This window comes from Methylobacterium sp. 001424705 (assembly GCF_059816145.1).
The window spans coordinates 34,877-60,836 of the sequence record NZ_JCBANU010000004.1 but is presented as its reverse complement, the minus strand read 5'-3'; the positions used below and the strand labels follow the sequence as shown (position 1 = coordinate 60,836).

Sequence of the window (25,960 nt, the reverse complement as noted above, 5' to 3'; positions counted from 1 at the left end):
GATCACCGAAATTGCCCTGATCTATTGTGTGGTTGCATTTTCTTCACGCGAGCCGGAATCCCCCTCGCTTGAACATGCTCTAGGAGGCACCCCGTCCGGAAACGGGCGGCACCGATCTTGAAATCTTAATGCCGACTGGCGCCTCGGGGCGCCCCAGTGTCCCGGAATGGGACGTCGGCGGGATCGGATCGGGACATGAGACAGCGCTTCACGGTGATCGAGGGCGGCGCAGCGGCCGGAGGTTCGGTGGTCGCGGGTTCGGTGGCCGGCACTTCTCTGGCCGATGCGATCGAGCGCGCGCCCGCTTCGCCGATCGGGGCATCCGTGTCCTGGCGCGTCGACCTGCGCCGGGCGGCGGCGGTGAGCGAGGCGGAGATCGCGGCGTGGCGTGCGCTGCTGGTGCGCGCCCGGGTCGCCGATCCGGTCCTGTCCGATCCCGACCACCTGCTGTCGGTGGCCCAGCATCAGGCGGGAGGGCGCGACCTCGTCTTCGCCCTCGCCTGGGCGACCGGGCAGGGGCCCGACCAGCTCGCCGCCGTGCTGCCGCTGGCGATGCCGCACACCCTCTGGGGCCAGGAGCGGATCGGCCTCTGGCAGCCCCATGGCACGACGCTCACCCCGGCCATCGCCCCGGCCTGCTTCGAGCCCGTGCGCGCGGCCGTGGCCGATTGCCTGCGCCGTTTGCGTCCCCGCGCCGTCCTGGCGCTCGAGCCCGTGGCCGCGCCCAGGCCGGAGACCGCCATCGCCCCGCTCCGGGCCGTCCCGCGCCGCGCCGGGATCCCGGCCCACAGCCTCGTCGGCGTGCGGGCGAACCCGGCGCAGGTCGAGCGGGTCAGCGAGCCGGGCCTCGTCCGCGATGCGGTGGAGGAGTTCCTGCTCCTCGATGCCGAGGTTTCGTCCGCCCCGATCATCGGCGATCCGTCGGAGGCGGCCCTGGTGCGGGTGGTGACGCGGCTGTTCGCGCAGCGTCGGCAGGCCACGGTCGCCCTGACCCGGCGAAACGATGCCATCGTCGCGGCCACGATCACGCTCGGCCACGGCGCGCAGGCCGTTCTCTGGCGACAGGTCGCGGGCGAGGGGGTGCCGGAGCGGTTCGGCCGCCGCGCCTGAGGGGAGCGCGCCGCGCCCCTCCGCCTACTCGTCCTCGCCGAACCTGTTGGCGAGGAGGTCGGTGATCGCCGTCATGCAGGCCTCCGCGTCGCCGCCCGAGGTCACCACCGCGATCGAGGTCCCCTGCGCGGCGCCAAGGGTGAGGAGGCCCATGATCGAGCGGCCCCCCACCGTCTCGCCCGAACGGGTCACGGTGACGGCGGCATCGAAGCGCTCGACGGTCTGGACGAACTTGGCCGAGGCCCGGGCATGCAGGCCGCGCCGGTTGATGATCGGAAGGACCTGGATCAGCCCGCCCTCGGGCACCGGCGGCAGGCTGTCCTCGGCGTCGTCGTCGTAGCTCATGGGCGTCGGCCGTCCCCTCGCTGGCGCGCCGCGCCGCATCCTGCGGCCTCGGCCGGCCCACCGCTCATGCCAGGGGCCCGAGACTGCCTGTAAGCCGTGGCGGCAAGGGAAGAAAGCCTATTTGCCGGCCAACACGCGCGACGCGACGTTGATGTACTTGCGGCCGGCCTCCTGGGCGTGGAGGACGGCGTCGCCGAGGGGCTCGGCATCGCGGACGCTGGCGAGCTTGATGAGCATGGGCAGGTTGATGCCCGCCACCACCTCGACCTGGCCGCCGTTCATGCACGAGAGGGCGAGGTTCGAGGGCGTGCCGCCGAACATGTCCGTGAGCACGACGACGCCCTTGCCGGTATTCACGCGGCTGACCGCATTCATGATGTCGAGCCGGCGCAGCTCCATATCGTCCTCGGGACCGATGGTGATGGTCTCGATCTGTTTCTGCGGCCCGACGACATGCTCAAGGGCAGCCTTGAACTCGGTCGCCAATAGCCCGTGGGTGACGAGCACCATTCCAATCATCGACGCGGGTTCCAACGCCTTGTGAGCGGAGCCGCCATTTTGTGCAGCGCAAGGTCGAGCGCAAGGTGAATGCGGCATTTTGTGTGCTCGAACGTCATCATCATGCCACGCTGGTGGCACCGGCGCTACGGTCTCGGGAGCGGCGGCAGACGCAAGACCGGACGGTGCGTCCCGCTTGCCACGCCGGAGCACGCGGCCAGGGCATCGAGCACGAGGCGCGGCGCGAGGCCGGAGCGCAGCAGGGCCGCGTCGAGGCGCAGGGCCGGCAGGTCGAGGCCGAGGAGCGGCGTGCGGCTCAAGGGGCTCTCGGGCAGGCGCGGGGCGTCGGCGACGCAGTCGACCACCAGGCGAACCGGAACGCGGGGCAGGATCTCCGCGACCCGGAGCAGGCCGAGGCCCCGCACCTCGATCCGATCGCCGAGGGCGGGGTCGGCATGGGCCACCACGGTTTCGCCCGCGCGGGTCAGCCGGACCCGATCGTCGGCCACGAGGTGCGCCGACCCCTGCATCAGCTCCGCCCGGTCGAGGAGGAGGAGCGCGAGGGTCGACTTGCCGGCGCCCGACGCTCCCCGGATGAGCACGCCCGCGTCGCCCAGCGCGATGCAGGTGGCATGCACCGAGTCGGTGCGGCTCGACGGATCGCCCATGGCGCGGCCGGCCTCCCCGCTCAGCGGGTCACGGCCGGCAGGCGGACGATGAAGCGGGCGCCGCGCACCGTCGGCTCGCCGTCCTCGTCGGCCGGGCCTGGCCGGTTCTCGGCCCGGATCGTGCCGCGATGAGCCTGGACGATCTGGCGCGAGATCGAGAGGCCGAGGCCCGAATTCTGGCCGAAGCCCTGCTCCGGGCGGTCGGTGTAGAAGCGCTCGAAGATCCGCTCCAGGGCGTGCTCGGGGATGCCGGGGCCCTCGTCCTCGACGATGAGCTCGACGTCGCTGCGCACCCGCCGCAGGGCCACCCGCACCTTGGCATCGGGGGGCGAGAACGAGCGGGCGTTGTCGAGGAGGTTGTTCACCACCTGGCCGAGGCGGCTGTCGTGGCCGAAGATCGTGAAGGGCGCGTCCATCTCGCCCGCGGGCGTGTCCACGTCGAACTGGATCGCCGCGTCCTTCGGGCGCCGGCGCTCGTTGGCCACCGAGACGACGGTGGTCATCAGCTTGCGCATGTCGACCCGGCGGGCCTCGGCGCGGGCGAGCTCGGCATCGAGGCGCGAGGCATCGGAGATGTCGGAGATCAGGCGGTCGAGGCGCTTCACGTCGTGCTGGATGATGGCGAGCAGGCGCCCGCGCGAATCATCGGATTTGGCTAGCGGCAGGGTCTCGACGGCGCTGCGGAGCGAGGTGAGGGGGTTCTTCAGCTCGTGGCTCACGTCGGCCGCGAAGCTCTCGATGGCGTCGATCCGGCGGTAGAGCGCCTGGGTCATGTCGCGCAGGGCCCCCGACAGGTGGCCGATCTCGTCGGTGCGCCCGGTGAAGTCGGGGATCTCCTCGCGGGACTTGATGCCCAGCCGCACCTTCTCGGCCGCATCCGCGAGGCGCCGCACCGGCCCCGCGATGGCGCCCGCGAGCAGGATCGAGAGGACGAGCATCACCGCCGCGGCGATCAGGAAGACCTGCAGCAGGCCGAAGCGCTCCGAGGCGATGACGCGGTCGATGTCGCCCCCTTGCGTGGACAGCAGCAGGGCGCCGCGCACGGAGTTGGCCCGCTGGATCGGCACCGCCACGGAGACGATGGTCTCGCCCGCCGGGTTGCGGCGGACGATGGTGCCGCGGGCTCCCGTGAGCGCCACCTGGACCTCCTTCAGGCCGTGGCCGCTGGCCGGGCCGACATCCTCGACGCCGGGGGCCGCGCCGTCGCCGCCGAGTTTCGTCCCGAGCTTCGCCTGCACGCCCTCCCAGGCCTTCTCCAGCCAGGTGCGCTTGCGTGGCCGGACATCCGGGTCGCTGCGGTTCATCTCGCCCCGCGCCGAGAGGGTGCGGGTGTCGAACAGGAGGCCGCCCTCCTGGTCGTAGACCCGGGCGCGGTTGCCGGTGGGCGTGATCAGCCGCCGCAGCAGCGGAGCCACCCGCTCCGGGTTCAGCGAGAAGGTGAGGGGGGAGGAAGGCTCCTCGGCCTCGCCGGCCTGGAGCTGGAGCAGCTTGTCGGGGTCGATCCGGATCGTGTCGGTCTCGACCGAGGCCGAGGAGGCGATGGCGCCGGCGATGATCTCGCCCTGGATGAGGAGGCTCTGCACCCGCGCCTGGATCAGCCCCTGGCGGAACTGGTTCAGGTAGAGGAAGCCGAACAGGAGCGCGATCAGCCCGACGAGGTTGAGCACGACGATGCGTCGCGTCAGGCTCGACGAGGCCCGTTGGCCGATCCCGTTCCAGATCTGGCGCGGCCAGCCCAGCATGCCGCGCGACGGGATTTCGCCTTGATCTGTGGTGGCCACGAGCGTCCGGTGGTGAGGGAACAGCGTTGCGGGAGGGAATGGAGGCCCGGGCCGGGCCTCAGCTCTCCTTGAAGCGGTAGCCGACGCCGTAGAGCGTCTCGATCATGTCGAAGCTCGTGTCGGTGACCTTGAACTTCTTGCGCAGGCGCTTGATGTGGCTGTCGATGGTGCGGTCGTCGACGTAGACCTGGTCGTCGTAGGCCGCATCCATCAGGGCGTTGCGGCTCTTCACGACGCCGGGGCGATGGGCCAGGGCCTGCAGGATCAGGAACTCCGTCACCGTCAGGGTGACGGGCTCGCCCTTCCAGGTGCAGGTGTGGCGCTCGGGGTCCATCATCAGGAGGCCGCGCTCCAGGGAGCGGGCGGCGGCATCGGCCTCGCGGGCGGCGGCGCCCGGGCCGTCCTTCGGAGCGAAGCGCCGGAGCACGGCCTTCACGCGCTCCACGAGGAGGCGCTGCGAGAACGGCTTATGGATGAAGTCGTCGGCGCCCATCTTCAGGCCGAACAGTTCGTCGATCTCCTCGTCCTTCGAGGTCAGGAAGATCACCGGAAGGTCGGATTTCTGCCGCAGACGCCTGAGAAGCTCCATCCCGTCCATGCGCGGCATCTTGATGTCGAAGATCGCGAGATCGGGCGGGGAATGCTTAAGGCCGTCCAGCGCCGAGGCGCCGTCGGTGTAGGTCTGGATGCGGTATCCCTCGGTCTCGAGCGCGATCGAGACGGAGGTGAGGATGTTTCGGTCGTCGTCCACGAGGGCGATGGTCGGCATGCGCGTGTCCTGTTGCTCGGATGCGGCTCGGCGGACGTCTGATGGCGCCAGCCCCTCCGCATCCCACCCCATCCTCCGTCGCGGACAGAGGGCAGAGATCGGCAAAAACGCGGTGGCGACCGTGCCGGGGAGGCGGGCCGCGTTCGCGCGGAGAGTCAGGCTGTGTAATGGCAATATGCTGAAAAAGCGAGCGACCTCGGTCGTTTGTTCGTTTGGCGCTTGACTGATGCCAACGGGCCGCAGTCCGGTGCCCTCGTGCGGAGCCCCGAACCCTGGCTATGATCCGGCGGCTGAACGCGGCCTGAGCGCCGGTCCGCGGGCACCGAATCGAGGGGGATCTTCATGGCCGAGGGCGAGACCAAGATGGCCGAAGGCGAGACCAGGACCGGGGGGGAGCGGCGCGGGCCGGCGGTGCCGCTGCCGGCCTCCGAGGCGCCGTTCGATGCGATCGGCCTCGCCCGCCATCTCCTGCGCAGCATCCGCTCCGGGGCGCTCGCCACCCTCGACCCGGAGGACGGCACGCCCTTCGCCTCCCTGGTGACCATCGCCACGGATGTCGACGGCACGCCCCTGATGCTGCTCTCGCGGCTCTCGGCCCATACCCGCAACCTGCTGAAGGACCCGCGCGCCTCGCTGCTGTTCAGCGCCGGCGGCAAGGGCGACCCGCTCGCCCATCCGCGCCTCACCGTCACGGGACGGGTGACCCAGACCCTGGAGCCGCGGGCCCGCGCCCGCTTCGTGGCCCGGCATCCGAAGTCGAAGCTCTACGCCGACTTCCCCGATTTCGGCTTCTTCGCCCTCGCGCCCACGGCCGGGCACCTCAACGGCGGGTTCGCCAAGGCCGCCGTGCTGACGGCCGACGAGCTGCGCCTCGACCTCACCGGCGCGGAAGGGCTGGTGGCGGGGGAGGAAGGGGCCGTCGCGCATATGAACGCCGACCACGCCGACGCCCTCGCCCTCTATGCCCAGGCCGCCGGAGCCGAGCCCGGCCCGTGGCGGCTCACCGGCCTCGACCCGGAGGGGATGGATCTCCTCACCGGCGACCGGACCGCGCGGGTGCTCTACCCGGAGCCGGTCCGCGAGATGGGCGCCCTGCGCAAGGCCCTGGTGGCGATGGCGGCCCAGGTCCGGGCCGGGGACGGCGCGCCGGCGGATTAGGCGCGGGCCCGGACCCCTGCGCGGGACCGGGGGCGCCGGGCCGAACGCTCGGATCGGCGTTCGGCCCTGCAGGCTCCGTCGCGCCCTTCCGTCGTGTCGCGCCCTCACTTCTTGTCGTGCGTGTGCGTCTTGGCGTGGGTGTGGGTGTGGCCGTCCTTGGCCGCCTGCACGGGCTTGCCGCTCTCGGGCATCGTGGCGGGCGCGCCGCGCTCGGTGTGGTGGTTCGGGCCGCCCGAGACGCCGCCGGTATTCGGGACGGCCTGCGACGGGTTCTCGGAGTTTCCGTTGCCCTCCGTGGCGGAGGCCTGTCCCGCCAGGGCGGTCATCAGGGCCAGGGAGAGAAGGGTGATGCTGATGCGCGACATGGTCTCGTCCTCGTGTCCCGCAGCCCCGTCGGCTGCGTCGAGACCTGATGTAGCCGAGGCGTTTGGCTGCCCGATGCCGGGTCCGTGACGAAGTGTGGCACGCGGCGGCGCGCCCGCGTCGCCGATCCGATCCCGCCTCAGCCCACCGGGCGCGGCAGGGTGATCCGCACCCGCAGGCCGCCGCCGGGCCGGGTCTCCAGGCCGATGCGGCCGCCTTCGGCCTCGATCACCCGGCGGGCGATGGTCAGGCCGAGGCCGGTCCCGCCGGTGTTGCGGTTGCGGGAGGTTTCCAGGCGGGTGAACGGCGCGAAGGCCCGGTCGACCGCGTCGGGCGGCAGGCCGGGGCCGTCGTCGTCGATCCAGAGCTCCAGGCCCGCGTCCGCGAGCGCCAGGCCGATCCGGGCGCGGTCCCCGTAGCGGACGGCGTTGTCGACCACGTTGTCCAGGGCGCGCCGGAGCGCCACCGGCCGGATGGCGGCGAGCGCCCGGCCGGGCCCCTCGTACACCACCGCGTGTCCGGCATCCTGCCCGGCATCGGCGATGCTCATCAGCAGGCTGGCGACGTTGGTCACCCGCCGGACCTCCGGATCGGCATCGCCGCGCAGGTAAGCCAGGGTCGAGTCGATCATCGCCTGCATGTCGTCGAGGTCGGACGCCATCGCGTGCCGCTGCCCGTCGTCGGCGACGCCATCGAGGCGCAGGCGCAGGCGCGCGATCGGCGTGCGCAGGTCGTGGGACACGGCGGCCAGGGCCTGGGTCCGCTCGGTGACGAGGTCGCGGATGCGCATCTGCATGCCGTTCAGGGCGCGGGCGATCGCGCGGGTCTCGTCGGGGCCGACCTCGGGCACCGGGACCACCCGGCCCTGGCCGACGGCGTGGCCGATCAGCCCGGTGAGGTGGCCGAGCGCCCGCAGGGGCCGGGCGATCCGGTGGGTCAGCAGCACGGCGGCGAGGCCGACCAGGATCGCCATCGCGGTGGCCAGCATGGCCCAGGGATTGCTCAGCGCCATGCCCGAGGCGTGGGCGGAGTGGAAGGTCAGCTGGCTGCCGTCCGGGAGCGCCAGCGTGCCGCCGAGATCGAGCCGGTGGAGCGGGTCCGCGTCGCCCTCCATCACCAGGGAGAGGTTGGGGCCGAGGCTGGGGTCGAGGGCGGTCAGGCGCTGGTGCAGGGGCTCCAGGGCCGGGTCGCTCCGTCGCCCGGCCGGGGCGGGGGCGTCCGTCCAGGCGACCTCGAAATGGGGGTTGGACAGGGCCTGGGCCTCGGCGTTGCGCGCCGCCGGCGGGCGCCGCATCACCGCCTCGCGGGCCAGGGCGAGCTGTGTCGCCACCTGGGCGGCGAACGCCTCGGCGGAGGCGGCGGCCGCCGATCGGCGATAGAGCAGCAGGGCCCCGCCATGCACCGCCAGGATGGCCACGAGGAGGACGACGAGGGTCCGGGCCTCCAGGCTGCGCGACAGGGCGAACAGGCGCCTCACCGGCGCTCGACCTTCGCGGCCAGCATGTAGCCCGACCCCCGCACCGTCTTGATCACCGGCGGTTCGCCCTCGGGCGGGTCGAGCTTGCGTCGCAGGCGGCTGACGAGGGTGTCGACGCTGCGGTCGGAGGGCGAGCCGAGGCGGGCCCGGGACAGCTCGAGGATCTGCTCGCGGCCGAGGACCCGCCCGGGATGGTCGAGGAACACCAGCAGGAGGTCGTATTCCGCGCCCGAGAGGTCGACGCCGGCGCCGTCCGGATCGACCAGGGCCCGGCTGCGCAGGTCGAGGCGCCAACCCGCGAAGACGAGGGTCTCGCCGCCCAGGGAGGCCGCCGGCGCCAGGACGGAGCGGCGCAGGACCGCCCGGATGCGCGCGAGCAGCTCCGGGCGCCCGAACGGCTTGGCGATGTAGTCGTCGGCCCCGAGTTCCAGGCCCAGCACCCGGTCCGCCTCCTCGCCGCGCGCGCTGACGACGATGACCGGCACGGTGGAGCGGGCCCGCAGGGCGCGCAGCAGGTCGAGGCCCGATGCACCGGGCAGCATGACGTCGAGGAGGATCAGGTCGACCCCGCCCTCCGGCAGGAGCCGCCACATCTCGGCGCCGCTCCGGCATCCGGTGACCCGGTAGCCGCTGTCGCGCAGGGCCCGGCTCACCAGGATGCGCAGGCCGTCGTCGTCTTCCACCAGGAGGACGTGGCCCAGCTCCGGCATCGGCCCGGCGCCCTCCAACGGGTTCATGGTTCTGGCTCGGCTCCGAGGATGCGGCCACCGTCGCGAATCGGCGGGCGCGGGGAATCAGCCGGAAATCGCGGGCCGCCGCAAGCCCGGGCTGGGCTCGGCCCCCGGCCGCGTCCGGCGCGCGCTGGGCGCACCGGGCCTGCGCTTGGCGCACGGAGCCGGCACTGCTATCTGCGGGCGACCTGTTTCCCATTCCAAGAAACCGTGCGCCGGGTCCGTCCCTTGGACGGCGGGCCGCGCGCGCCGGAGATCGCATCCTCGATGACAACGACCCCCATCGACAACATCCGCAACTTCTCCATCGTCGCCCATATCGACCACGGCAAGTCGACCCTCGCGGATCGCCTGATCCAGACCACCGGCACCGTGGCCTTGCGCGACATGAGCGAGCAGATGCTCGACTCGATGGATATCGAGAAGGAGCGCGGCATCACCATCAAGGCGCAGACCGTGCGGCTCGAATACAGGGCCGAGGACGGCAAGGACTACGTCCTCAACCTGATGGACACCCCCGGCCACGTCGACTTCGCCTACGAGGTGTCCCGGAGCCTCGCCGCCTGCGAGGGCTCGCTGCTGGTGGTTGACGCCTCGCAGGGCGTCGAGGCGCAGACGCTGGCCAACGTCTACCAGGCGCTGGACGCCAACCACGAGATCGTGCCCGTCCTCAACAAGATCGACCTGCCGGCGGCCGAGCCCGAGCGCATCCGCGCCCAGATCGAGGAGGTGATCGGCATCGACGCCTCCGAGGCCGTGGCGATCTCGGCCAAGAGCGGCCTCAACATCGAGGCGGTGCTGGAAGCGATCGTGACGCGCCTGCCGCCGCCCAAGGGCGACCGCGACGCGCCCTTGAAGGCGCTCCTCGTCGACAGCTGGTACGACGTCTATCTCGGCGTCGTCGTGCTGGTGCGCATCGTCGACGGCGTGCTCAAGAAGGGCATGAACATCCGCATGATGCGGGCCGATGCCGTCCACGGCGTCGACAAGATCGGCGTGTTCCGGCCGAAGATGGCCGATATCGGCGAGCTCGGTCCCGGCGAGGTCGGTTTCTTCACCGGCTCGATCAAGGAGGTGGCCGACACCCGCGTGGGCGACACGCTCACCGAGGACAAGCGCCCCTGCAAGGAGATGCTGCCGGGCTTCAAGGACGTGCAGTCGGTGGTGTTCTGCGGGCTCTTCCCGGTGGACGCGGCCGAGTTCGAGACCCTGCGCAGCGCCATGAGCAAGCTCCGGCTCAACGATGCGTCGTTCTCCTACGAGATGGAGACGAGCGCCGCGCTGGGCTTCGGTTTCCGCTGCGGCTTCCTCGGGCTGCTCCACCTCGAGATCATCCAGGAGCGCCTGGAGCGCGAGTTCAACCTCGACCTGATCTCCACGGCGCCCTCCGTGGTCTACCGCCTGCAGATGACGGACGGCACGATCAAGGAGCTGCACAACCCGGCCGACATGCCGGACGTGATGAAGATCACCGCCATCGAGGAGCCGTGGATCCGCGCCACCATCCTCACCCCCGACGAGTATCTCGGCGGCGTCCTGAAGCTCTGCCAGGACCGGCGTGGGACCCAGGTCGATCTGAACTACGTCGGCAAGCGCGCCATGGTGGTCTACGACCTGCCGCTCAACGAGGTGGTGTTCGATTTCTACGATCGCCTGAAGTCGATCTCCAAGGGCTACGCCTCGTTCGACTACCACATCTCGGATTACCGCGAGGGCGACCTCGTCAAGATGTCGATTCTCGTCAATGCCGAGCCGGTGGACGCCCTCTCGATGCTGGTCCACCGCACCCGCGCCGAGCATCGCGGCCGCGCCATGTGCGAGAAGCTGAAGGACCTGATCCCCCGCCACCTGTTCCAGATCCCGGTCCAGGCGGCGCTGGGCGGCAAGATCATCGCCCGCGAGACCATCAAGGCCCTGTCCAAGGACGTGACCGCCAAGTGTTACGGCGGCGACATCTCGCGCAAGCGCAAGCTCCTCGACAAGCAGAAGGAGGGCAAGAAGAAGATGCGCCAGTTCGGCAAGGTCGAGATCCCGCAGGAGGCCTTCATCGCCGCCCTGAAGATGGACGATTGAGCCGGGCCGCCCGACCGTGGATCCGCACCGGGACCCGAACGCCCCCATCCCGCTCACCGTCCTGATCCGGACGCTGAACGAGGCCGACCGCATCGCGGCCTGCCTCCGCTCGGTGCTGCCGCTCCGGTGCGAGATCCTCGTCATCGACGCGGGTTCGACGGACGCCACCGTGTCCATCGCCGAGGCCCTCGGGGCGCGGGTGGTGGTGAACCCCTGGAAGGGGTTCGGGCCGCAGCGGCGCTTCGGCGAGGACCTCTGCCGGCACGACCACGTCTTCAGCGTCGATGCCGACGAGATCCTGACGCCGGAGATCGTGCGGGAGATCCGGGGGATCTTCCAGGGGGGCGACATTCCGTCCCTGATGATCGTCCGCAAGGCGATGGTGCTGCCGCACCACGCGCGCCCTTCGCCCTGGGCCTTCTGCACCGAGAACATCTACCTGTACGACCGGCGGGTGGCCCGCACCACCGACAACCCGAACTGGGACAAGCTCGCGATCACCACGGACGCGAAGCCGGTGACGATCCGGTCCGTGGTCTGGCACCACACCTTTCGCGACTGGAACCACGCCATCGCCAAGTCGAACTATGTCGGGCAGCTCGCCGCCGACACGCAGCCGATCGGCTCGCGCTTCGAGACCGGCCTGCGGCTGGTGTTCGAGTACCCCCTCAACTTCCTGAAGTTCTACATCCTGCGGCGCTTCTTCCTCGCCGGCCTCGACGGTTTCGTGATGGCCAGCGTCCTCGCCTATGGCCGCTTCATCCGGATCGCGAAGATGCACGAGGCGACCCGCGGCCAGCCCTCCACGGGGCTGCCGTTCCTGCGCCGGGCCAAGCGCTCCGCCCCGGACGCCCCCGGCTGAGGCGCCGCCGGAGCCCGCCCGGCCACATCCGCGACGCAATCGGTCGGTTCCTGCTCGCGATTGACGTCCGCCCCCGGCGCCCGGCTTGCCAGCCGGACCGGGGACCGGCACTGTCAGCTTGGCCATAGGGGCCGCGCGGACCCGGGCGATCTGTCGGCCCGTCGCGCGACGGGAAGACGGGACGCCTGCGATGACGAGGGACACGAGGAACGTTGAGTCCGGCACGACGGACGGGCGAATGGGCCGCCTGAGCCGCCGGTCCTTCCTGGTCGGTACGGGGGCCGGCCTCGGCGCCCTCGGGCTCGCCGGCTGCGTCTCTTCGGACGGCGTCCTGCGCGCCGAGGCGGCCAAGATCTACGGCCCGATGCCGGAGGAGAGGTTCCCCATCCCGGCCACCGACATCAGCAGGGTCGATCCGAAATACTTCCGCCGCACGGTGCCGTACCCGACCCAGGAGGCCGCCGGCACGATCATCGTCGATCCGGCCAACTACTACGTCTACCGCGTCGAGGGCGACGGGACCGCGACGCGCTACGGCGCCAATGTCGGTCGCGACGGGTTCCGCTGGAGCGGCGACGCCTATGTCGGGCGCAAGTCCGAATGGGCCACCTGGACCCCGCCCGCGGAGATGATCCGGCGCCAGCCCGAGGCGGCCAAGTACGCCCGCGGCATGCCGGGCGGCCTCGACAACCCCCTCGGCGCCCGCACCCTGCACCTCTACCAGAACGGCGCCTACACGCTCTACACGATCTACGCCTCGAGCGAGCCCGACACGATCGGCTCGGGCATCACCAGCGGCTGCGTCGGCCTGCTGAGCCAGGACATGATCCACCTCTACGCCCGCACGCCGGTGAAGACGAAGGTGGTCGTCCTGCCCGCCTGAGGGCGGACGCGTCCTCAGCGCGGCAGGGCCATGCGCAGGGTGCCGCGGCCGGCGGCCTTGGCCGCGTAGAGGGCCGCGTCCGCGCGGGTGAAGAGATCCGCCGGCGCCGAGGCGGCGGCCCGGGCGATGCCCACGGAGGCGCCGAACCGCAGGCAGACGCCGCGATGGTGGTAGGGGTCGCGCATGGCCGCGACGATCCGCCGGCCGATCGCCTCGCAGAACGGCCCGTCGGCCTCCCGCTCCACGAGGACGGCGAACTCGTCGCCGCCGATGCGGGCGACGAGGTCCGTTTCCTGGCAGGCCGCCCGCAGGCGCCGCGCGGCCTCCTGCAGGCAGACATCGCCCACGGCGTGCCCGTAGGTGTCGTTGATCGCCTTGAAGCCGTCGAGGTCGACCAGGAACAGGGCCCCGCTCTCCGACAGCTGCGCCAGGCGCTCGTCGAAGACCGACCGGTTCGCCAGGCCCGTCATGCGGTCGAATTCCGCCCGGTAGCGCGTGCGGTCGGCGCTCAGCTTCTGCTCGGTGATGTCCTGCTTGAACCCGAACAGGCGCACGGGAACGCCCGCGCGGGTCTCCACCGACCCGGTGATGCGGATCCAGCGGCGGCTGCCGCGGCCGGCGACGATCTCGGCATCGAGGGTGAAGGGGGAGCGCCGGCCGATCGCCTCCGCTCGAACGGCCACGAGGTGGCGTCGCGCCTCCTCGGTGTAGCAGGCGAGGGTCTCCGGCCGGCTCACCGGGGATCCGCGCGGGAATTCGAAGAGGTCGTAGACCCCCTCGCTCCAGCGCAGGGACTCGTCCGGGAGGTCGCATTGCCAGAGGCCGATCCGCGCTTCGGCCGAGGCCGCCTCGAAGATGCGCGTCATGTCCGCGAGGGCGTCGGCCTGGCGCTGGATCAAGGCCGCCTGGGCGGCGAGTTCGCCCCGGAGGGTCAGGATCGTCGCGGTGTCCCGCCAGCGCTGGGCGGCAGCGGCGTCGACCGCCCGGGTGGCCAGCCGGAGAGCGGCGGACGCCAGGCGCGGGCGGTGCGGCGTCGGCAGCGGGTCGATGGGATCGTCGTCAGAACTCACGCGGCGTGCCCCGTTCGCGCCAAGGTCTTCAGCCCGGAGCAGGTACGGATCGTCAGCAATGCCGTCCCGGCTTCGAGATGTCCTCTCGTCATCACGCTAAGGGGAGGCCGGTTAACGGAGGCCATCGGCGGGAGAAGTTTCGGGCGGAGTCGACCTATTCGGCCGGCTTGTCCCCGTCCTGGGCCTCGACCTTGTCGACCGGCGGCTCGGCGCTCGCCATCGACTTGCGCTCCAGCATCGGCTGCAGGCGCTCGGCGAGCTGCTGGCCGAGATGGCGGGTGTAGGCGGTCTGGAAGTAGCGGGCGCCGGTGCCGCGGCCGTAGAGGCGATCATGCGCCTGGATCATCGCGTCGACCTCCGGGCGGCACAGGAAGCCGGTGACGCCGGCGGCCTCGTACCAGCGGCCCGCGCGGGCGTGCCGGGTCGCGGCGGGGTTGGACAGCACGGTCTCGGCGAAGCACTCCGTCGCCGCCCGCTCGAGGGGGGACATGACCCCGTGCGGTTGCGCCGGATTGCGCCCTGCCGCCTCCGCCGCGGCGCCCCATCCCAAGGTCGTCACCAAAGCGCCGAACAGCAAAGCCTTCATCGTCGGAAGCCCCGTGCGAAATCGATCTCGATCCGACGCGAGTATTCACCAGCGATTTGGTCCGGAGAAGGGCAGAAGTCCGGCACCGGGCGGTCCGACGACGATCGGCGCGCGGTTGTGGCGCGCCCATCACAGGGCCATCCTGGGCGCGGCCTCAGCCGCGACGCGCGGCCTCAGCCGCGACGCTCGGCGTTCCAGCGTCCGCTGCAGGCGATCAGCCCCGTGGTGTTCCAGGTGCCGTTGCCGGTGCCCGAGCGGCCCAGCCGGCCGACCACGTCGGCGGCGTCGCTGCCGCGGGAGATCACCGCCCGCACGGCGCCGGTCTGCGAGACGCGCCCGTTGATGTTGAACTCGCCGCCGGCATAGCTCGCCTCGCCGCGCCGGATCTGGACGCCGTAGCGGTAGGCCCGGTCGCAGGGACCGTCGAGGGTGACCACCTCGATGCTCCAGGTGCCGTCGTAGCGGTTGGGCACCTGGACCTTCTTCTTGGCGGCATCCGCGACCCCGGCGGAGGCGGTCAGGAGGGCAAGGGTGGTCACCGCGAGGGCTGCGCGTCGCATGGGAATCCGTTCGTGTTTCGACTCGACTGGGCCGAGAACGAGCGCGACCGCCCCAGGGTTGCGCGCTTACGCGTTCGTCGCGTGCGCCAGCGCTCCCGTCAGCAGCGCCAGAACGTCGCCGCCGGCATGGAGTTCGCCGTCGACGCCGGCCGCCTCGAGGGGGGCTGCGAGGTCGCCCGCCTTGCCGGCCAGGTACAGGGTGCTGGCCCCGGCCGCCTTGAGGGCCCGGGCGGCTTCCACCGCGTGGGTGGCGTAGAGCGCGTCGGACGAGCATAGGCAGGCGATGCGGGCGCCCGAGGCCCGGAAGGCCTCGGCCAGGGCCGCCGGATCGGTAAAGCCCTCCTGGTTCACCGCCTCGATGCCACCGGCCGCGAAGGCGTTGGCGGCGAAGGTCGAGCGGGCGTTGAAGACCGCCACGGGTCCGAGATTGGCCAGGAACACCGCGGGGCGTCGACCGCTCGCGGCCAGCGCCGCGTCGGAGGCGTCGCGCAGGGCCTCGTAGGGTTCGGCGAGGCGCAGGGACGGCAGGGGCGGGGCGGTCAGGGCCGATCCGCTGCCGAAGCCGGCGGCGGGCGGCGCCGCCACGGGGGCGACGTCCAGCACCGTGACGGGCTTCTCGGCGAGGTAGGGGAATTCGCTGGCGCCGGTCAGGGCCTCGCGGCGGGTGGCGACGTTCCGGGCCCGCGTCGCCTGGATCGCGGCGATCCGTCCCTGGATCGCACCGGCCCGCAGGCTCGCGACGAGGCCGCCCTCGCGTTCGATGGCCTGGAAGGCGGCCCAGGCAGCCGTGGTCAGCTCGCCCGTGAGGGTCTCGAAGCTGCCGGCGCCGGCGGCCGGGTCGGCCACGCGGGCGAGGTTCGATTCCTCGATGAGGACGATCTGGCTGTTGCGCACCACCCGTCGGGCGAAGGCGTCGCTCAAGCCGAGGGCCGCCGTGTAGGGCAGGGCGGTGATCGCGTCGGCGCCGCCGAGGCCGGCCGAGCAGGCGGCCATGGAGGTGCGCAGGATGTTCACGAAGGGGTCGCGCCGGGTCATCATCCGCCAGGCGGTCTCGGCATGGAGGCGCAGGGGCCGGGGGTCGAGGCCGCAGGCCGCTTCCACCCGGGCCCAGAGCCGGCGCATGGCCCGGAACTTGGCGATGGTCAGGAACTCGTCGGCATCGGCCGTGAGCAGCACCGCCACGGCCTCCCGGGCGCGCTCCAGCGGGTGCCCGTTGGCTTCGAGGGCGCGCAGGTAGGCCACCGCGGTGGCCAGCACGGCCGCGAGCTCGGTCGCCTCGCTGGCGCCGGCCTCGTGGTAGGGCCGGCCATCGGCGAGGCAGGCGCGTCCCGAGAAGCCCTCCGCGTCGAAGGCCGCCAGGGTGCGGGCGATCTCGGCGCCGTAATCCTCCGCCAGGGACCCGCCGGCCGCCAGGGTGCCGATGGGGTCGAGGCCGAGGTCGAGGTCGAGGCCCTTCAGGGTCTCGCCGCGGGCCGCGACCACGTCCCGGATCAGGAAGGCGGCCTCGATCCCGCGCGCGCCCGCATCGAGCCGGGTGGCGATCAGCGGCAGCATCACGTTGCCGAGGGCTGCGTCGAGGTCGGCGGCGGTGGTGGCGGTGAGGCCGTAGCCCCGCGCGGAGGGGGCGCCGGCGAAGACCAGGGTGAGGGCGTCGGCGCCGCCCTCGAGATCGGCCAGGGCGAGGGCGCTCGCCTGGGCGCCGTCCGGGTGGTCGACCCGCTGGGCCACGCGCCACGGGCCGGGGGCCCGCACCGGCTGCGCCACCGGCGCGGCGGCGTCGTAGAGGGGTTCGATGCGGATGCCGTCGGCGGTCTTCGCGACGAGGCGCTTCTCGAAGTCGCCGCCCTTCAGAACACCGTCGACGAGGCCGAGCCAGCGCGCGCGGGTCGCGGGCGGAAACAGGTCGGCGAGGGGACGGTCTTCCATCGGGGCTGGCCTCCGCAGATGCTTGGCTCCGGCCAAGCGGCTTGGCGCCAGCCAAGCGTGGCCGGACATCCTTATCCGGACAGCCCTTGCACGGGGCGGCGCGCGGACGCAATCGCCTCCCCGTTCTGTATTTTTTATCCGGATCGATCCGGGGACCGGGCGACGCGCGTCAGCCGAAGATGATGAGGCCGGCGAAGCCCAGCGAGCCGACGATGATGCGCCACCAGGCGAACAGCCGGAACCCGTGGGAGGCGACGTAGTCGAGCACCGTTCGGACCACGATGAAGGCCGAGATGAAGGCGACGATGAAGCCGATCACGATCAGGCCGGTGTCGTCCCGCGACAGGTTCTTGTAGTTGTCGAGCAGGTCCTTGGCGAAGGCCCCCGCCATGGTGGGGATCGCGAGGTAGAACGAGAACTCGGTGGCCGAGCGCTTGTCGGCCCCCATCAGCATCGCGCCCACGATGGTGGCGCCCGAGCGCGACACGCCGGGGATCATCGCGAGGCACTGGAACAGGCCGATCCGGAAGTCCATCGGCAGGGTGAAGTCGAAGACATCGTGCTTCTTCACCTCCAGGTCGGTCTCGTCGAGGACGAGGAGGACGATGCCGCCGGCGACCAGGGTCGCGCAGACGATCCAGGGATTGAAGAGGTAGTACTTGATGTACTTCGAGAAGAGCCCGCCGATGATCGCCGCCGGCAGGAAGGCCACCAGGATTCCGAGGACGAATCGACGGGCCTTGGGGTCGTTGGGCAGCGCCAGGGTGATGCCGAGGAGCCGGCGGAAATAGACGGCCAGGATCGCCAGGATCGCGCCGAGCTGGATCAGCACCTCGAAGGTGTTGTTGGGCGATTCGAAGCCGATGAAGTGGCCGACGAGGAGCTGGTGCCCGGTGGACGAGACCGGGATGAACTCGGTCGCCCCCTCCACCACGGCAAGCACGACCGCCTTCGCGATGCCCATCGCATCCATCATCTCAGCGCCTCGACGGTTGGGGGTGTTTCGGGGGACCGGGCCGGTCCGGAGCGGGGGGTGTGGATCCACCTCGCGCGGCCTTCGCGGATCGAGGCTGATCCGTCAAGGTTGACGGATGGTTATCGCGTTCGCGCCAGGCATGTTAATGAGGCGGCAATCATCGGGCCATAAGTGTTATCGCCGCCGACCATCCCCGCGGGGCACCGACGCGGCCCGTCCCCCGGCACACCCTCCCCGTTCGAAACGGCCTCGATGGCGACGCTTTACCACTCTCCCTTCTGCCCGCATTCCCGCTTCATCCGCCTCGTCCTGTCCGAGATGGGCATGGAGCCGACGCTGATGGAGGAGCGTGCCTGGGACCGGCGCGAAGCCTTCCTGCTGATCAACCCGGCCGGGACGACGCCGGTGCTGGTGGAGCAGACCGGGCTCGCCGTGCCGGGAGCCGGAATCATCGCCGAGTATCTCGACGAGACTCGCGGGCTCGGCCTCAGCGGCCGGCGCCTCCTGCCCGAGACCCCGGCGGCCCGGGTCGAGGTCCGCCGCCTGCTCGACTGGTTCCTGGTGAAGTTCAACGCCGAGGTGACCGAGTACCTCGTCACCGAGAAGATCTCGAAGCGCTTCATGAACAGCGCCAACGGCGGCGGCCCGCCGGACATGAACGCCATTCGCGCCGCGCGCACCAACGTGCGCTACCACATGAAGTATATCGGCTACCTCATGTCCCGCCGGAAATGGCTGGCGGGCGACCATCTGACCTATGCCGATCTCGCCGCGGCGGCCCACCTGTCCTGCGTGGATTATCTCGGCGACGTGCCATGGGACGAGGACGAGACGGCGAGGGACTGGTACGCGCGGGTGAAATCCCGCCCGTGCTTCCGCACCCTGCTGGCCGACCGGGTGCCGGGCATGGCGCCGGCGGACCACTACGCGAACCTGGATTTTTGAACCCAAAGCGGACGCCGCAGGCCCGGGCCGCCACCAGGGCGCCCCGAACCGTCCTCGCGGGCGCCGACCTGCGTCGCGCCGTCGAGGCGCGCGCCCGCCTCCTCGGCTTCGAGGCCGTCCGCGTCACCCGGCCCGACGCCGTGCCCGAACTGAAGGCAAGGCTCCCCGCCTGGCTCGCCGCCGACCACCACGGCAGCATGGAGTGGATGGTCGAGCGGGCCGACCAGCGCGCCGACCCCGCCACCCTCTGGCCCGGCGTCCGCAGCGTGGTCATGCTCGGCATGAATTACGGCCCGGAGCACGATCCCCTGGCCCTCCTGGCCCGGCGCGACCGGGGCGCCATCGCGGCCTATGCCCAGCGGCGCGACTACCACGAGGTGGTCAAGGGCAAGCTGAAGGAGCTCGGCGGCTACCTCTCGGCCAAGGGCGACGTCCGGGTGAAGGTCTTCGTCGACACCGCCCCCGTGATGGAGAAGCCGCTCGCCGCCGCCGCCGGCCTCGGCTGGCAGGGCAAGCACACGGTGCTGGTCTCGCGCGACCTCGGCAACTGGCTGCTGCTGGGGGCGATCTACACCTCGGCCGAGCTGGAGCCGGACGCGCCGGAGGCCGACCATTGCGGCTCCTGCCGCCGCTGCCTCGACATCTGCCCGACCAACGCCTTCCCGGCGCCCTACCAGCTCGATGCGCGCCGCTGCATCGCCTACCTCACGATCGAGCATGCCGGGCCGATTCCGACGGCGTTCCGCACCGCCATCGGCAACCGGGTCTTCGGCTGCGACGACTGCCTCGCCGTCTGCCCCTGGAACAAGTTCGCCGCGGTGGCCGCCGAGGGCCGCATGGCCGCCCGCGCCGATCTCGCGGCGCCGCCCCTGGCCGAGCTCGCCGGCCTGGACGAATCGGCCTTCCGGGTCCGCTTCGCCGGCACGCCCGTGAAGCGCACGGGCCGGGACCGCTTCCTGCGCAACGTCCTCATCGCCATCGGCAACTCCGGCGAGCCCGGTCTCGCCGCGGCGGCCGAGGCGAACCTGTCCGATCCGTCGCCCCTCGTGCGCGGCATGGCGGTGTGGGCCCTCGGGCGCCTCGTCCCTCCGGGACGGTTGCGGGACCTTTTCAACGCCCGGGGTGTCGGCGAAACCGACGATGCCGTCCGGGCCGAGTGGCGCCTGGCCCTCGATTCCGACGGCCCCGAGACGACAGGACCCGTTGCTGCATGAACCTCTTCGTCTTCGGTCTCGGCTTCACCGCCCGGCGCTTCGTGGAGCGCGCCCGCGACCGCTTCGACGCGGTCCGCGCCACGGTCACCGATCCGGCGCGGACCGGACCCGGCGACATCGCCGCGATGCGGGCCTTCGGACCGGGTTCCGACGACCCCCGCATCGCGGCCGACCTCGCCGACACGGACGTGCTCCTCGTCTCGGCCCCTCCGGTCCGCGACCTCGACACGACCCTCGGCGTATACCGCGACGCCATCGCGAAGAGCCGCATCGGCTGGATCGGCTATCTCTCGACCATCGGCGTCTACGGCGACCACCAGGGCGCCTGGATCGACGAGGACACCGCTCCCAGTCCGGTGAGCGGGCGCTCGCAGGGGCGCCTCGCCGTCGAGGAGGCCTGGCTGGCGCTGGGCCGCGAGACCGGCAAACCCGTCCAGGTGTTCCGCCTGTCGGGCATCTACGGCCCGGGCCGCAACCCGATCGTGAAGCTGCGCGAAGGCAAGTCGCAGCGGATTATCAAGCCGGGCCAAGTCTTTAACCGCATCCACGTGGACGACATCGCCACGACGCTCCTGGCCTCGATCGACAAGCCCCGGGCCGGCGCGGTCTACAACGTCACCGACGACGAGCCGACGCCGCCCCAGGTCGTCACCGAGTACGCCGCCAAGCTCGCCGGCCTGCCGCTGCCGCCGGAGGTCGATTTCGAGACCGCCGACCTCAGCCCCATGGCGCGCAGCTTCTACGGCGAGAACAAGCGGGTCCGGAACCACCGTATCCGGGACGAACTCGGCGTCGACCTCGCCTATCCGACCTACCGCGAGGGCCTGGCCGCCCTCGTGGCGGATGCGCGAACGGCGTAGCGGCCCGGCCCGCCCCGTGGGCGCCCGGGTCCGGTCGCACCGGCCATCGCGACGGTTCGGCCCGCCTCACCGAGGGACCACGCCGTGAAAATCCTCCATTCCCTTCAGGCGTTACGGGGAATCGCGGCGTGCCTGGTCGTCTACGCCCACGCCTTCGACCTCGCCAAGACCCTGAGTTCCGGGCAGCCCGTTCAGGGCCGCCTCGGCCACCTCGAGGATTTCGGAGCCGTCGGCGTCGACGTCTTCTTCGTCATCAGCGGCGTCATCATCACCCTCACGGCGCAGCGCATCGTCGATCTGCCCTCCGCGCATCGCTTCGCCCTGCGTCGCGTCCTGCGCGTCGTGCCGTATTACTGGCTCCTGAGCGGCCTCGTCGTCGGCCTGACGCTCCTGTCCGGGCTGCCCGACCCGCACCGAATTCCCGCGACGGTGCTGTTCATCCCGTTCAGTGAGCGCGGCTTCGAGATGCCGTACCTCGCCGTCGGCTGGACGCTCTGTTTCGAGATGCTGTTCTATCTCTGCGTCTATCTCGCCCGCGCGTGGCTCTTCTGGACGCCGAGGGGCCGGTTCTCCGTGGCGCTCGCCCTGTTCGCGGGACTCTTCGCCCTCGCGCGGCCCGAGCACCTCACCCTGTTCCTCCTCAATCCGATCATCCTCGAATTCGGCTTCGGCATCGGCCTCGCGTGGCTCTACCGGCGCGGCACCGTCGGGCGCACGGATGCGGGCTATCTTCTGGCCTTCGGTCTGATCGGCTTTGCCCTGAATCTGGTCTTCGGCTTCGGTCACGCCTCGGAGCTGGAATGCACCGTCGCCCTGCCGGGGGCCGCCTACCGGGTGCTGGTCTTCGGCGTTCCGAGCGCCGGCGTGGTCGGCGGCCTGCTGCTCATGGAGCGCGCCGGCATGCGGGTCGGAACGGCGCTGGAGGGCCTCGGGAACGCGTCCTACTCGATCTATCTCACCCACACGATCACGTTCGAACTCCTGCGGGCTGCGGTGGCGCGCGACAGCCTGGCGCCCGACCTCCTCATCGCCCTGGCGCTGGTCCTCGGCGTCGCTGTCGGCTTCGTGGCCTATCACGCCCTCGAGCGGCCGCTCCTGCGTGCCCTCGGAAGCCGGACGGCCCCCGCCGTCGAGGGCCGTCCGGGGCTTGCCGCCACCGGGACGGCGGGACCCTGAGCCGATGGGCCGTCAGGCGGCCCTGCGGTTCGCCGCCGGTCCGAAATGGTCGCGGTAGCGCTCCGCGATGGCCGAGACGGGCAGCACCACGAAGACGTCCGTGGTGCCGAACTGATGGTCCACCACGGCCCCGTCGCCGAAGGTGGCGCCGACGCGCAGGTAGCCCTTGATCAGCGGCGGCAGCGCCTGCAGCGCCGCCTTGGGATCCACGGCCTCACGTGCGAGGCGGTCCATGGGGACGTAGCGCTCGGGCAGGGCGCGGGCGCACCAGCCCTCCGCGGCGCGGGCATGGTGGTGCAGGAAGCTCAGGGGGAGGGCGAGGCGGTCGGGGTCGGTTCCCTCCAGGCTGGCGCAGCCCAGCATGGCGTCGATGCGGTGGTGCTGGACATAGGCCCAGATCCCGGCCCAGAGCAGTTCCACCGTCCGCTTCGTCCGGTAGGGCTTCAGCACGCAGGAGCGCCCGAGTTCGAGGAAGCGCGCCCCCGGATTGGCCGCCATCATCGGGGCGATGTCGTACTCGCCCGCGGTGTAGAAGCCGAAGTGGCTGTCGGCCGCTTCCTGGCGCAGGAGCCGATAGGTGCCGACCACCTTCGGCCGGGCCCGGCGGAAGGGCTTGGTGGCGAAGGGCGTGGTGTTCACGGCCGCGTGATCGATGACGAGGAGGTGGTCGCAGACCGCGTCGTAATCGTCGATGTCCCGGCGCGACAGCATCGCGAAGCCGCTCGGGACCGCCGACATCTCCTCGTAGAACACCCGGTAGCGCAGGCGCTGGGCCCGCCGGATCTCCGCGACGGTGGTGGCGAGGCGGACCTCCAGGGTGCCGATCCGGCCGAGGGTCGGGGCGAGGCCTGGCGCGGCCAGGGGCTTCTTCAGGCGGGGCTTGAACCGGATCGCCGCCGCCCCGGGCGGGAGCAGCAGACCGCGGGGATGGAAGGCCGGCAGGCCGCCGCGTCCCGCCTCGGCGGTGCGCTGCTTCAGCCGGGCGAAGGGGGCGTGCACATGCGCCTCCCAGCCATTGAGCCACGCCATGGAGGCATCGCGCGCGAAGTTCGGGACCATCGTCCAATCCGCCCTGTCGGGACACCGAGGCGGCTCCGCGGGAGCCCCTGGCCTCGTGCCTTCGGGACGTCACAACATCACGAAGCCCACACGCTTTTATGACACGGATTGCCGTTTAGCCAGAGAGGTTTGCAACGGGAAGGACCCGGCAGCACGGCGACCGCCCGATGGGTAGTCGCCGAAGGACCGGGCCCACCGATCGCACACGAATGGACTCAGACGAACTGGTTCAAACCCGGGATCGAGCCGACGATCGGTCCCATCACGTCCTCTCCGGCCTTCTCGCGGCCGTAGGCGAACAGTTCCTGGCCGAGGGGCTGCATCTGGCCCATCGGCACACCGGCCGACATCAGCTTCTGGCCCAGCGCCATGACGCCGCCGCCGCCCATCATGCCGCCCAGCATGCCCATCAGGCCGCCGCCGCCTTCGCCGGCATTGGCCTCGGCGATCGTGGTCTCGGATCCCGGCAGGGCGCTGAGCAGCTGGCTCACCTCGGTGGCGGGCCCCTCCTTCTGGAGGAAGGCCAGGATATGGCCGATGGCGGTCTGGGCCGTGGCGGCGTCGAGGCCGGTCCGGTTCGTCACGCGGGCGATCAACTCTTCCATCTCAAACGGGCTCCTGGGTGGCCGGGTGTTCCGCGCGGCCGGGATTGCTGCTCGGTCGGGATGTTGTCCTTCCGGCCTCGTCGCCCCGAAATCAAGGCCGGCCCGCGAAGCGCTGGAAAATGCCGCGGTCGCGGCCCATAACCCTCACGGTCGATGCCGCCGCGCCCAGGCCGGCGAAGAGGAACGGACGGTCATGCAGGACGATGGCACGATCCTGGTCGGCAAAGCGCCGCTGAAGGACGGCAGCCTGAAGCCCGAGGGCCTAACCCTCCGGCTCGCCAATCGCCACGGCCTTGTGGCGGGGGCCACCGGCACCGGCAAGACCGTGACCCTGCAGGTCATGGCGGAAGGGTTCTCCAACGCCGGCGTCCCCGTCTTCGCCGCCGACATCAAGGGGGATCTCTCGGGCCTCGCGGCAGCCGGGGAATCCAAGCCGGTCTTCGTCGGGCGCGCCGCGGAACTGGGGATCCCCTACGAGCCCGACCGGTTCCCGACGGTGTTCTGGGACCTGTTCGGAGATCAGGGCCATCCGATCCGCTGCACCGTCATCGAAATGGGGCCGTTGCTGCTCGCGCGCCTGCTGGAGCTCAACGACACCCAGGAGGGCGTCCTCAACATCGCCTTCCGGGTCGCCGACGACAACAAGTGGCCGGTCCTCGACCTCAAGGATCTGCGGGCCCTGCTTCTCTACCTCACCGAGAACCTGAAGGCGGTCTCGGGCCAGTACGGCAACGTCTCGGCGGCCTCCGTGGGCGCCATCCAGCGCCAGCTCCTGATGCTCGAGAACCAGGGAGCGGACCGCTTCTTCGGAGAGCCGGCCCTCGACCTCAACGACTTCATGCGGGTGGACCGCGAGGGCCGGGGCATCGTCAACATCCTGGCCGCCGACAAGCTGATGCAACGGCCCCGGCTCTACGCCTCGTTCCTGCTCTGGATGCTCTCCGAGCTGTTCGAGCAGCTGCCCGAGGTCGGCGACCTCGACAAGCCGAAGCTGGTGTTCTTCTTCGACGAGGCGCACCTCCTGTTCGACGACGCCCCGAAGGCCCTCCTCGACGCGGTGGAGCAGGTGGTGCGCCTGATCCGCTCGAAGGGCGTCGGCGTCTACTTCGTGACGCAGAATCCCCTGGACGTACCGGAATCGGTCCTCGGCCAGCTCGGCAACCGGGTGCAGCACGCCCTGCGCGCCTTCACGCCCCGCGACCAGCGCGCCGTGAAGGCCGCGGCCGAGACCTTCCGCCAGAATCCCGGTTTCGACGTCGCCAAGGCCATCACCGAGCTCGGCGTCGGCGAGGCCCTCGTCTCGTTCCTGGAAGCGAAAGGCACGCCTTCGGTCGTCGAGCGCGCCCTGATCGCCCCGCCCCAGGGCCGCGTCGGTCCCATCACCCCGGCCGAGCGCGCCGAGCTCCTGGCGAAGAGCCCGGTGCGCGGCAAGTACGACCAAGCGGTCGATAACGAGAGCGCCTACGAGATGCTGGCCGCCCGCAAGGGCCTCGGCGGCGGAGCGGACGGGGCCCAGGCCGCCGAGGGGAGCCTGGGCGGAATGCTCGGCGGCTGGCTCGGGGGCGTCCTTGGCGGCAAGCCCGCCGGTAAGGGCGGCCGCCGGCCGGCCCCCGGCCTCGCCGAGCAGGTGCTCGGCAACGCCGCCCGCTCGATGGCCCGCAAGGTCGGGACCGAGGTGGGCAACGCGATCCTGCGGAACGTCCTGGGCGGCTTGACGAAGCGGTAGCTTGTCGGGCGCCGAGGCTTCGCGCCCGCATTGACAAATCACCCCGTCCCCGCCTATCCACCGCCTCTCGCGCGGCTTCCTCGACGAAGTCCGCGCGTTTCGCGTTCGCGCTCGGCCCAGGCATCAAGCCCCGATCCGGTGTCGCGGATGACCTGAACAAGAAGACGGTCCAGGCTCGCTTCGCGGCGAGCGGGAGACCGGCAGAGAACACGAAGAGAGAACGATGTTCGCAGTCATCAAGACGGGCGGCAAGCAGTATCGCGTCGCCGCCAACGACACCATCACGATCGCCACCCTCGCGGGTGAGGCCGGTTCGGCCGTCACCTTTGGTGACGTGCTCCTGTTCACGAACGGCGAAGGCGCCACTCAGGTCGGCGCGCCGCTGCTCTCGGGCATCAGCGTCACCGGCGAGATCGTCAGCCACGGCCGCGACGCGAAGGTCATCGCCTTCAAGAAGCGCCGCCGCCAGAACTCCCGCCGCAAGCGGGGCCACCGCCAGCATCACACGGTGGTCCGCATCACCGGCATCAGCGCCTGAC

General features: G+C 71.2%; 26 protein-coding genes. 11 read left to right on the top strand and 15 right to left on the bottom strand.

Annotated elements, in window-relative coordinates:
* Positions 1-195 precede the first annotated feature (195 nt).
* The gene (locus tag AC6EUL_RS04900; RefSeq protein WP_499869159.1) at positions 196-1,110 is read left to right on the top strand and encodes a GNAT family N-acetyltransferase; all 915 of its coding nucleotides are present in this window, start codon (positions 196-198) and stop codon (positions 1,108-1,110) included.
* 24 nt (positions 1,111-1,134) lie between these two features.
* On the opposite strand, the gene AC6EUL_RS04895 is transcribed toward AC6EUL_RS04900, so the two are convergent.
* The 5 genes from AC6EUL_RS04895 to AC6EUL_RS04875 all read right to left on the bottom strand — a co-directional run bounded on the left by AC6EUL_RS04895 (position 1,135) and on the right by AC6EUL_RS04875 (position 5,171).
* Entirely contained in the window at positions 1,135-1,455 is a 321-nt protein-coding gene (locus tag AC6EUL_RS04895) for an HPr family phosphocarrier protein (RefSeq protein WP_056491804.1), read from the bottom strand.
* A 117-nt stretch (positions 1,456-1,572) separates the two neighbouring features.
* Positions 1,573-1,974, bottom strand: coding sequence for a PTS sugar transporter subunit IIA (locus AC6EUL_RS04890; RefSeq protein ID WP_055947765.1), 402 nt, complete (start codon positions 1,972-1,974; stop codon positions 1,573-1,575).
* Between the two features lie 125 nt (positions 1,975-2,099).
* Complete coding sequence (locus AC6EUL_RS04885; RefSeq protein ID WP_499869157.1) at positions 2,100-2,621, bottom strand: HPr kinase/phosphorylase; 522 nt, start codon at positions 2,619-2,621, stop codon at positions 2,100-2,102.
* A gap of 20 nt (positions 2,622-2,641) precedes the next feature.
* Positions 2,642-4,363, bottom strand: coding sequence for a sensor histidine kinase (locus AC6EUL_RS04880; RefSeq protein ID WP_082487557.1), 1,722 nt, complete (start codon positions 4,361-4,363; stop codon positions 2,642-2,644).
* A gap of 97 nt (positions 4,364-4,460) precedes the next feature.
* Positions 4,461-5,171 (bottom strand): response regulator transcription factor, encoded by a 711-nt coding sequence (locus AC6EUL_RS04875; RefSeq protein ID WP_055947774.1) that lies wholly within the window; start codon positions 5,169-5,171, stop codon positions 4,461-4,463.
* Between the two features lie 342 nt (positions 5,172-5,513).
* Between AC6EUL_RS04875 and AC6EUL_RS04870 the strand changes: the two genes are divergently transcribed.
* Positions 5,514-6,329, top strand: a complete 816-nt coding sequence (locus AC6EUL_RS04870; RefSeq protein ID WP_200917608.1) for a HugZ family pyridoxamine 5'-phosphate oxidase — start codon at positions 5,514-5,516, stop codon at positions 6,327-6,329.
* Positions 6,330-6,433: 104 nt separating this feature from the next.
* Here the strand turns inward: AC6EUL_RS04870 and AC6EUL_RS04865 are convergent, their stop codons facing one another.
* The 3 genes from AC6EUL_RS04865 to AC6EUL_RS04855 all read right to left on the bottom strand — a co-directional run bounded on the left by AC6EUL_RS04865 (position 6,434) and on the right by AC6EUL_RS04855 (position 8,906).
* Complete coding sequence (locus AC6EUL_RS04865; protein WP_056215088.1) at positions 6,434-6,694, bottom strand: hypothetical protein; 261 nt, start codon at positions 6,692-6,694, stop codon at positions 6,434-6,436.
* A gap of 137 nt (positions 6,695-6,831) precedes the next feature.
* Positions 6,832-8,169, bottom strand: a complete 1,338-nt coding sequence (locus tag AC6EUL_RS04860; protein WP_499869154.1) for an ATP-binding protein — start codon at positions 8,167-8,169, stop codon at positions 6,832-6,834.
* On the bottom strand, positions 8,166-8,906 hold the full coding sequence (locus AC6EUL_RS04855) for a response regulator transcription factor (RefSeq protein ID WP_056491792.1): 741 nt from the start codon (positions 8,904-8,906) through the stop codon (positions 8,166-8,168). The genes AC6EUL_RS04860 and AC6EUL_RS04855 overlap by 4 nt, the downstream gene beginning before the upstream one ends.
* Before the next feature lie 261 nt (positions 8,907-9,167).
* On the opposite strand from AC6EUL_RS04855, the gene lepA reads away from it, so the two are divergent.
* From lepA to AC6EUL_RS04840, 3 genes are all read left to right on the top strand, one after another.
* Positions 9,168-10,973: a translation elongation factor 4 gene (lepA, locus tag AC6EUL_RS04850; RefSeq protein WP_056215406.1), complete on the top strand. Its 1,806-nt coding sequence runs from the start codon at positions 9,168-9,170 to the stop codon at positions 10,971-10,973.
* A gap of 16 nt (positions 10,974-10,989) precedes the next feature.
* Positions 10,990-11,835, top strand: a complete 846-nt coding sequence (locus AC6EUL_RS04845) for a glycosyltransferase family 2 protein (RefSeq protein WP_082487559.1) — start codon at positions 10,990-10,992, stop codon at positions 11,833-11,835.
* A 190-nt stretch (positions 11,836-12,025) separates the two neighbouring features.
* A complete protein-coding gene (locus AC6EUL_RS04840) occupies positions 12,026-12,718 on the top strand; it encodes a L,D-transpeptidase (RefSeq protein WP_056215097.1) in 693 nt (230 codons plus the stop codon).
* A 14-nt stretch (positions 12,719-12,732) separates the two neighbouring features.
* Here AC6EUL_RS04840 and AC6EUL_RS04835 read toward each other — a convergent pair whose 3' ends face one another.
* The 5 genes from AC6EUL_RS04835 to AC6EUL_RS04815 all read right to left on the bottom strand — a co-directional run bounded on the left by AC6EUL_RS04835 (position 12,733) and on the right by AC6EUL_RS04815 (position 17,833).
* Complete coding sequence (locus AC6EUL_RS04835) at positions 12,733-13,788, bottom strand: sensor domain-containing diguanylate cyclase (RefSeq protein WP_244479581.1); 1,056 nt, start codon at positions 13,786-13,788, stop codon at positions 12,733-12,735.
* Between the two features lie 154 nt (positions 13,789-13,942).
* Positions 13,943-14,374, bottom strand: coding sequence for a hypothetical protein (locus AC6EUL_RS04830; RefSeq protein ID WP_056275555.1), 432 nt, complete (start codon positions 14,372-14,374; stop codon positions 13,943-13,945).
* 173 nt (positions 14,375-14,547) lie between these two features.
* Complete coding sequence (locus tag AC6EUL_RS04825; RefSeq protein ID WP_056215104.1) at positions 14,548-14,934, bottom strand: hypothetical protein; 387 nt, start codon at positions 14,932-14,934, stop codon at positions 14,548-14,550.
* Between the two features lie 66 nt (positions 14,935-15,000).
* Positions 15,001-16,860, bottom strand: coding sequence for a methylmalonyl-CoA mutase family protein (locus tag AC6EUL_RS04820; protein WP_499869150.1), 1,860 nt, complete (start codon positions 16,858-16,860; stop codon positions 15,001-15,003).
* 169 nt (positions 16,861-17,029) lie between these two features.
* A complete protein-coding gene (locus tag AC6EUL_RS04815) occupies positions 17,030-17,833 on the bottom strand; it encodes an undecaprenyl-diphosphate phosphatase (protein ID WP_056352881.1) in 804 nt (267 codons plus the stop codon).
* Positions 17,834-18,088: 255 nt separating this feature from the next.
* On the opposite strand from AC6EUL_RS04815, the gene AC6EUL_RS04810 reads away from it, so the two are divergent.
* The 4 genes from AC6EUL_RS04810 to AC6EUL_RS04795 all read left to right on the top strand — a co-directional run bounded on the left by AC6EUL_RS04810 (position 18,089) and on the right by AC6EUL_RS04795 (position 22,031).
* Positions 18,089-18,781, top strand: a complete 693-nt coding sequence (locus AC6EUL_RS04810) for a glutathione S-transferase family protein (RefSeq protein ID WP_056215114.1) — start codon at positions 18,089-18,091, stop codon at positions 18,779-18,781.
* 68 nt (positions 18,782-18,849) lie between these two features.
* Positions 18,850-19,995 carry a tRNA epoxyqueuosine(34) reductase QueG gene (gene queG / locus AC6EUL_RS04805; RefSeq protein ID WP_499869306.1) on the top strand — a complete coding sequence of 382 codons (1,146 nt, stop codon included), beginning with the start codon at positions 18,850-18,852 and terminating at the stop codon, positions 19,993-19,995.
* A complete protein-coding gene (locus AC6EUL_RS04800; protein WP_056215117.1) occupies positions 19,992-20,855 on the top strand; it encodes an SDR family oxidoreductase in 864 nt (287 codons plus the stop codon). Before queG ends, AC6EUL_RS04800 begins: the two co-directional genes overlap by 4 nt.
* Before the next feature lie 84 nt (positions 20,856-20,939).
* Positions 20,940-22,031, top strand: coding sequence for an acyltransferase family protein (locus AC6EUL_RS04795; protein ID WP_499869148.1), 1,092 nt, complete (start codon positions 20,940-20,942; stop codon positions 22,029-22,031).
* Positions 22,032-22,043: 12 nt separating this feature from the next.
* On the opposite strand, the gene olsB is transcribed toward AC6EUL_RS04795, so the two are convergent.
* Positions 22,044-23,090: a l-ornithine N(alpha)-acyltransferase gene (gene olsB / locus AC6EUL_RS04790; RefSeq protein ID WP_499869146.1), complete on the bottom strand. Its 1,047-nt coding sequence runs from the start codon at positions 23,088-23,090 to the stop codon at positions 22,044-22,046.
* Between the two features lie 215 nt (positions 23,091-23,305).
* Positions 23,306-23,740: a DUF2267 domain-containing protein gene (locus AC6EUL_RS04785; protein ID WP_274534728.1), complete on the bottom strand. Its 435-nt coding sequence runs from the start codon at positions 23,738-23,740 to the stop codon at positions 23,306-23,308.
* Positions 23,741-23,888: 148 nt separating this feature from the next.
* Between AC6EUL_RS04785 and AC6EUL_RS04780 the strand changes: the two genes are divergently transcribed.
* Together AC6EUL_RS04780 and rplU are read left to right on the top strand one after the other, a co-directional pair.
* On the top strand, positions 23,889-25,421 hold the full coding sequence (locus AC6EUL_RS04780) for a helicase HerA-like domain-containing protein (protein ID WP_056275570.1): 1,533 nt from the start codon (positions 23,889-23,891) through the stop codon (positions 25,419-25,421).
* 223 nt (positions 25,422-25,644) lie between these two features.
* Positions 25,645-25,959, top strand: a complete 315-nt coding sequence (gene rplU, locus AC6EUL_RS04775) for a 50S ribosomal protein L21 (RefSeq protein WP_056215136.1) — start codon at positions 25,645-25,647, stop codon at positions 25,957-25,959.
* The last annotated feature ends 1 nt before the right edge of the window (position 25,960 follow it).

What these genes read in the sequence shown, in the direction of transcription:
- AC6EUL_RS04900 (WP_499869159.1), top strand. Translation starts at nt 196, where the DNA reads ATGAGACAGCGCTTCACGGTGATCGAGGGCGGCGCAGCGGCCGGAGGT.
- AC6EUL_RS04895 (WP_056491804.1), bottom strand. Translation starts at nt 1,455, where the DNA reads ATGAGCTACGACGACGACGCCGAGGACAGCCTGCCGCCGGTGCCCGAG.
- AC6EUL_RS04890 (WP_055947765.1), bottom strand. Translation starts at nt 1,974, where the DNA reads ATGATTGGAATGGTGCTCGTCACCCACGGGCTATTGGCGACCGAGTTC.
- AC6EUL_RS04885 (WP_499869157.1), bottom strand. Translation starts at nt 2,621, where the DNA reads ATGGGCGATCCGTCGAGCCGCACCGACTCGGTGCATGCCACCTGCATC.
- AC6EUL_RS04880 (WP_082487557.1), bottom strand. Translation starts at nt 4,363, where the DNA reads ATGCTGGGCTGGCCGCGCCAGATCTGGAACGGGATCGGCCAACGGGCC.
- AC6EUL_RS04875 (WP_055947774.1), bottom strand. Translation starts at nt 5,171, where the DNA reads ATGCCGACCATCGCCCTCGTGGACGACGACCGAAACATCCTCACCTCC.
- AC6EUL_RS04870 (WP_200917608.1), top strand. Translation starts at nt 5,514, where the DNA reads ATGGCCGAGGGCGAGACCAAGATGGCCGAAGGCGAGACCAGGACCGGG.
- AC6EUL_RS04865 (WP_056215088.1), bottom strand. Translation starts at nt 6,694, where the DNA reads ATGTCGCGCATCAGCATCACCCTTCTCTCCCTGGCCCTGATGACCGCC.
- AC6EUL_RS04855 (WP_056491792.1), bottom strand. Translation starts at nt 8,906, where the DNA reads ATGAACCCGTTGGAGGGCGCCGGGCCGATGCCGGAGCTGGGCCACGTC.
- lepA (WP_056215406.1), top strand. Translation starts at nt 9,168, where the DNA reads ATGACAACGACCCCCATCGACAACATCCGCAACTTCTCCATCGTCGCC.
- AC6EUL_RS04840 (WP_056215097.1), top strand. Translation starts at nt 12,026, where the DNA reads ATGACGAGGGACACGAGGAACGTTGAGTCCGGCACGACGGACGGGCGA.
- AC6EUL_RS04830 (WP_056275555.1), bottom strand. Translation starts at nt 14,374, where the DNA reads ATGAAGGCTTTGCTGTTCGGCGCTTTGGTGACGACCTTGGGATGGGGC.
- AC6EUL_RS04825 (WP_056215104.1), bottom strand. Translation starts at nt 14,934, where the DNA reads ATGCGACGCGCAGCCCTCGCGGTGACCACCCTTGCCCTCCTGACCGCC.
- AC6EUL_RS04820 (WP_499869150.1), bottom strand. Translation starts at nt 16,860, where the DNA reads ATGGAAGACCGTCCCCTCGCCGACCTGTTTCCGCCCGCGACCCGCGCG.
- AC6EUL_RS04815 (WP_056352881.1), bottom strand. Translation starts at nt 17,833, where the DNA reads ATGGATGCGATGGGCATCGCGAAGGCGGTCGTGCTTGCCGTGGTGGAG.
- AC6EUL_RS04810 (WP_056215114.1), top strand. Translation starts at nt 18,089, where the DNA reads ATGGCGACGCTTTACCACTCTCCCTTCTGCCCGCATTCCCGCTTCATC.
- AC6EUL_RS04800 (WP_056215117.1), top strand. Translation starts at nt 19,992, where the DNA reads ATGAACCTCTTCGTCTTCGGTCTCGGCTTCACCGCCCGGCGCTTCGTG.
- olsB (WP_499869146.1), bottom strand. Translation starts at nt 23,090, where the DNA reads ATGGTCCCGAACTTCGCGCGCGATGCCTCCATGGCGTGGCTCAATGGC.
- AC6EUL_RS04780 (WP_056275570.1), top strand. Translation starts at nt 23,889, where the DNA reads ATGCAGGACGATGGCACGATCCTGGTCGGCAAAGCGCCGCTGAAGGAC.
- rplU (WP_056215136.1), top strand. Translation starts at nt 25,645, where the DNA reads ATGTTCGCAGTCATCAAGACGGGCGGCAAGCAGTATCGCGTCGCCGCC.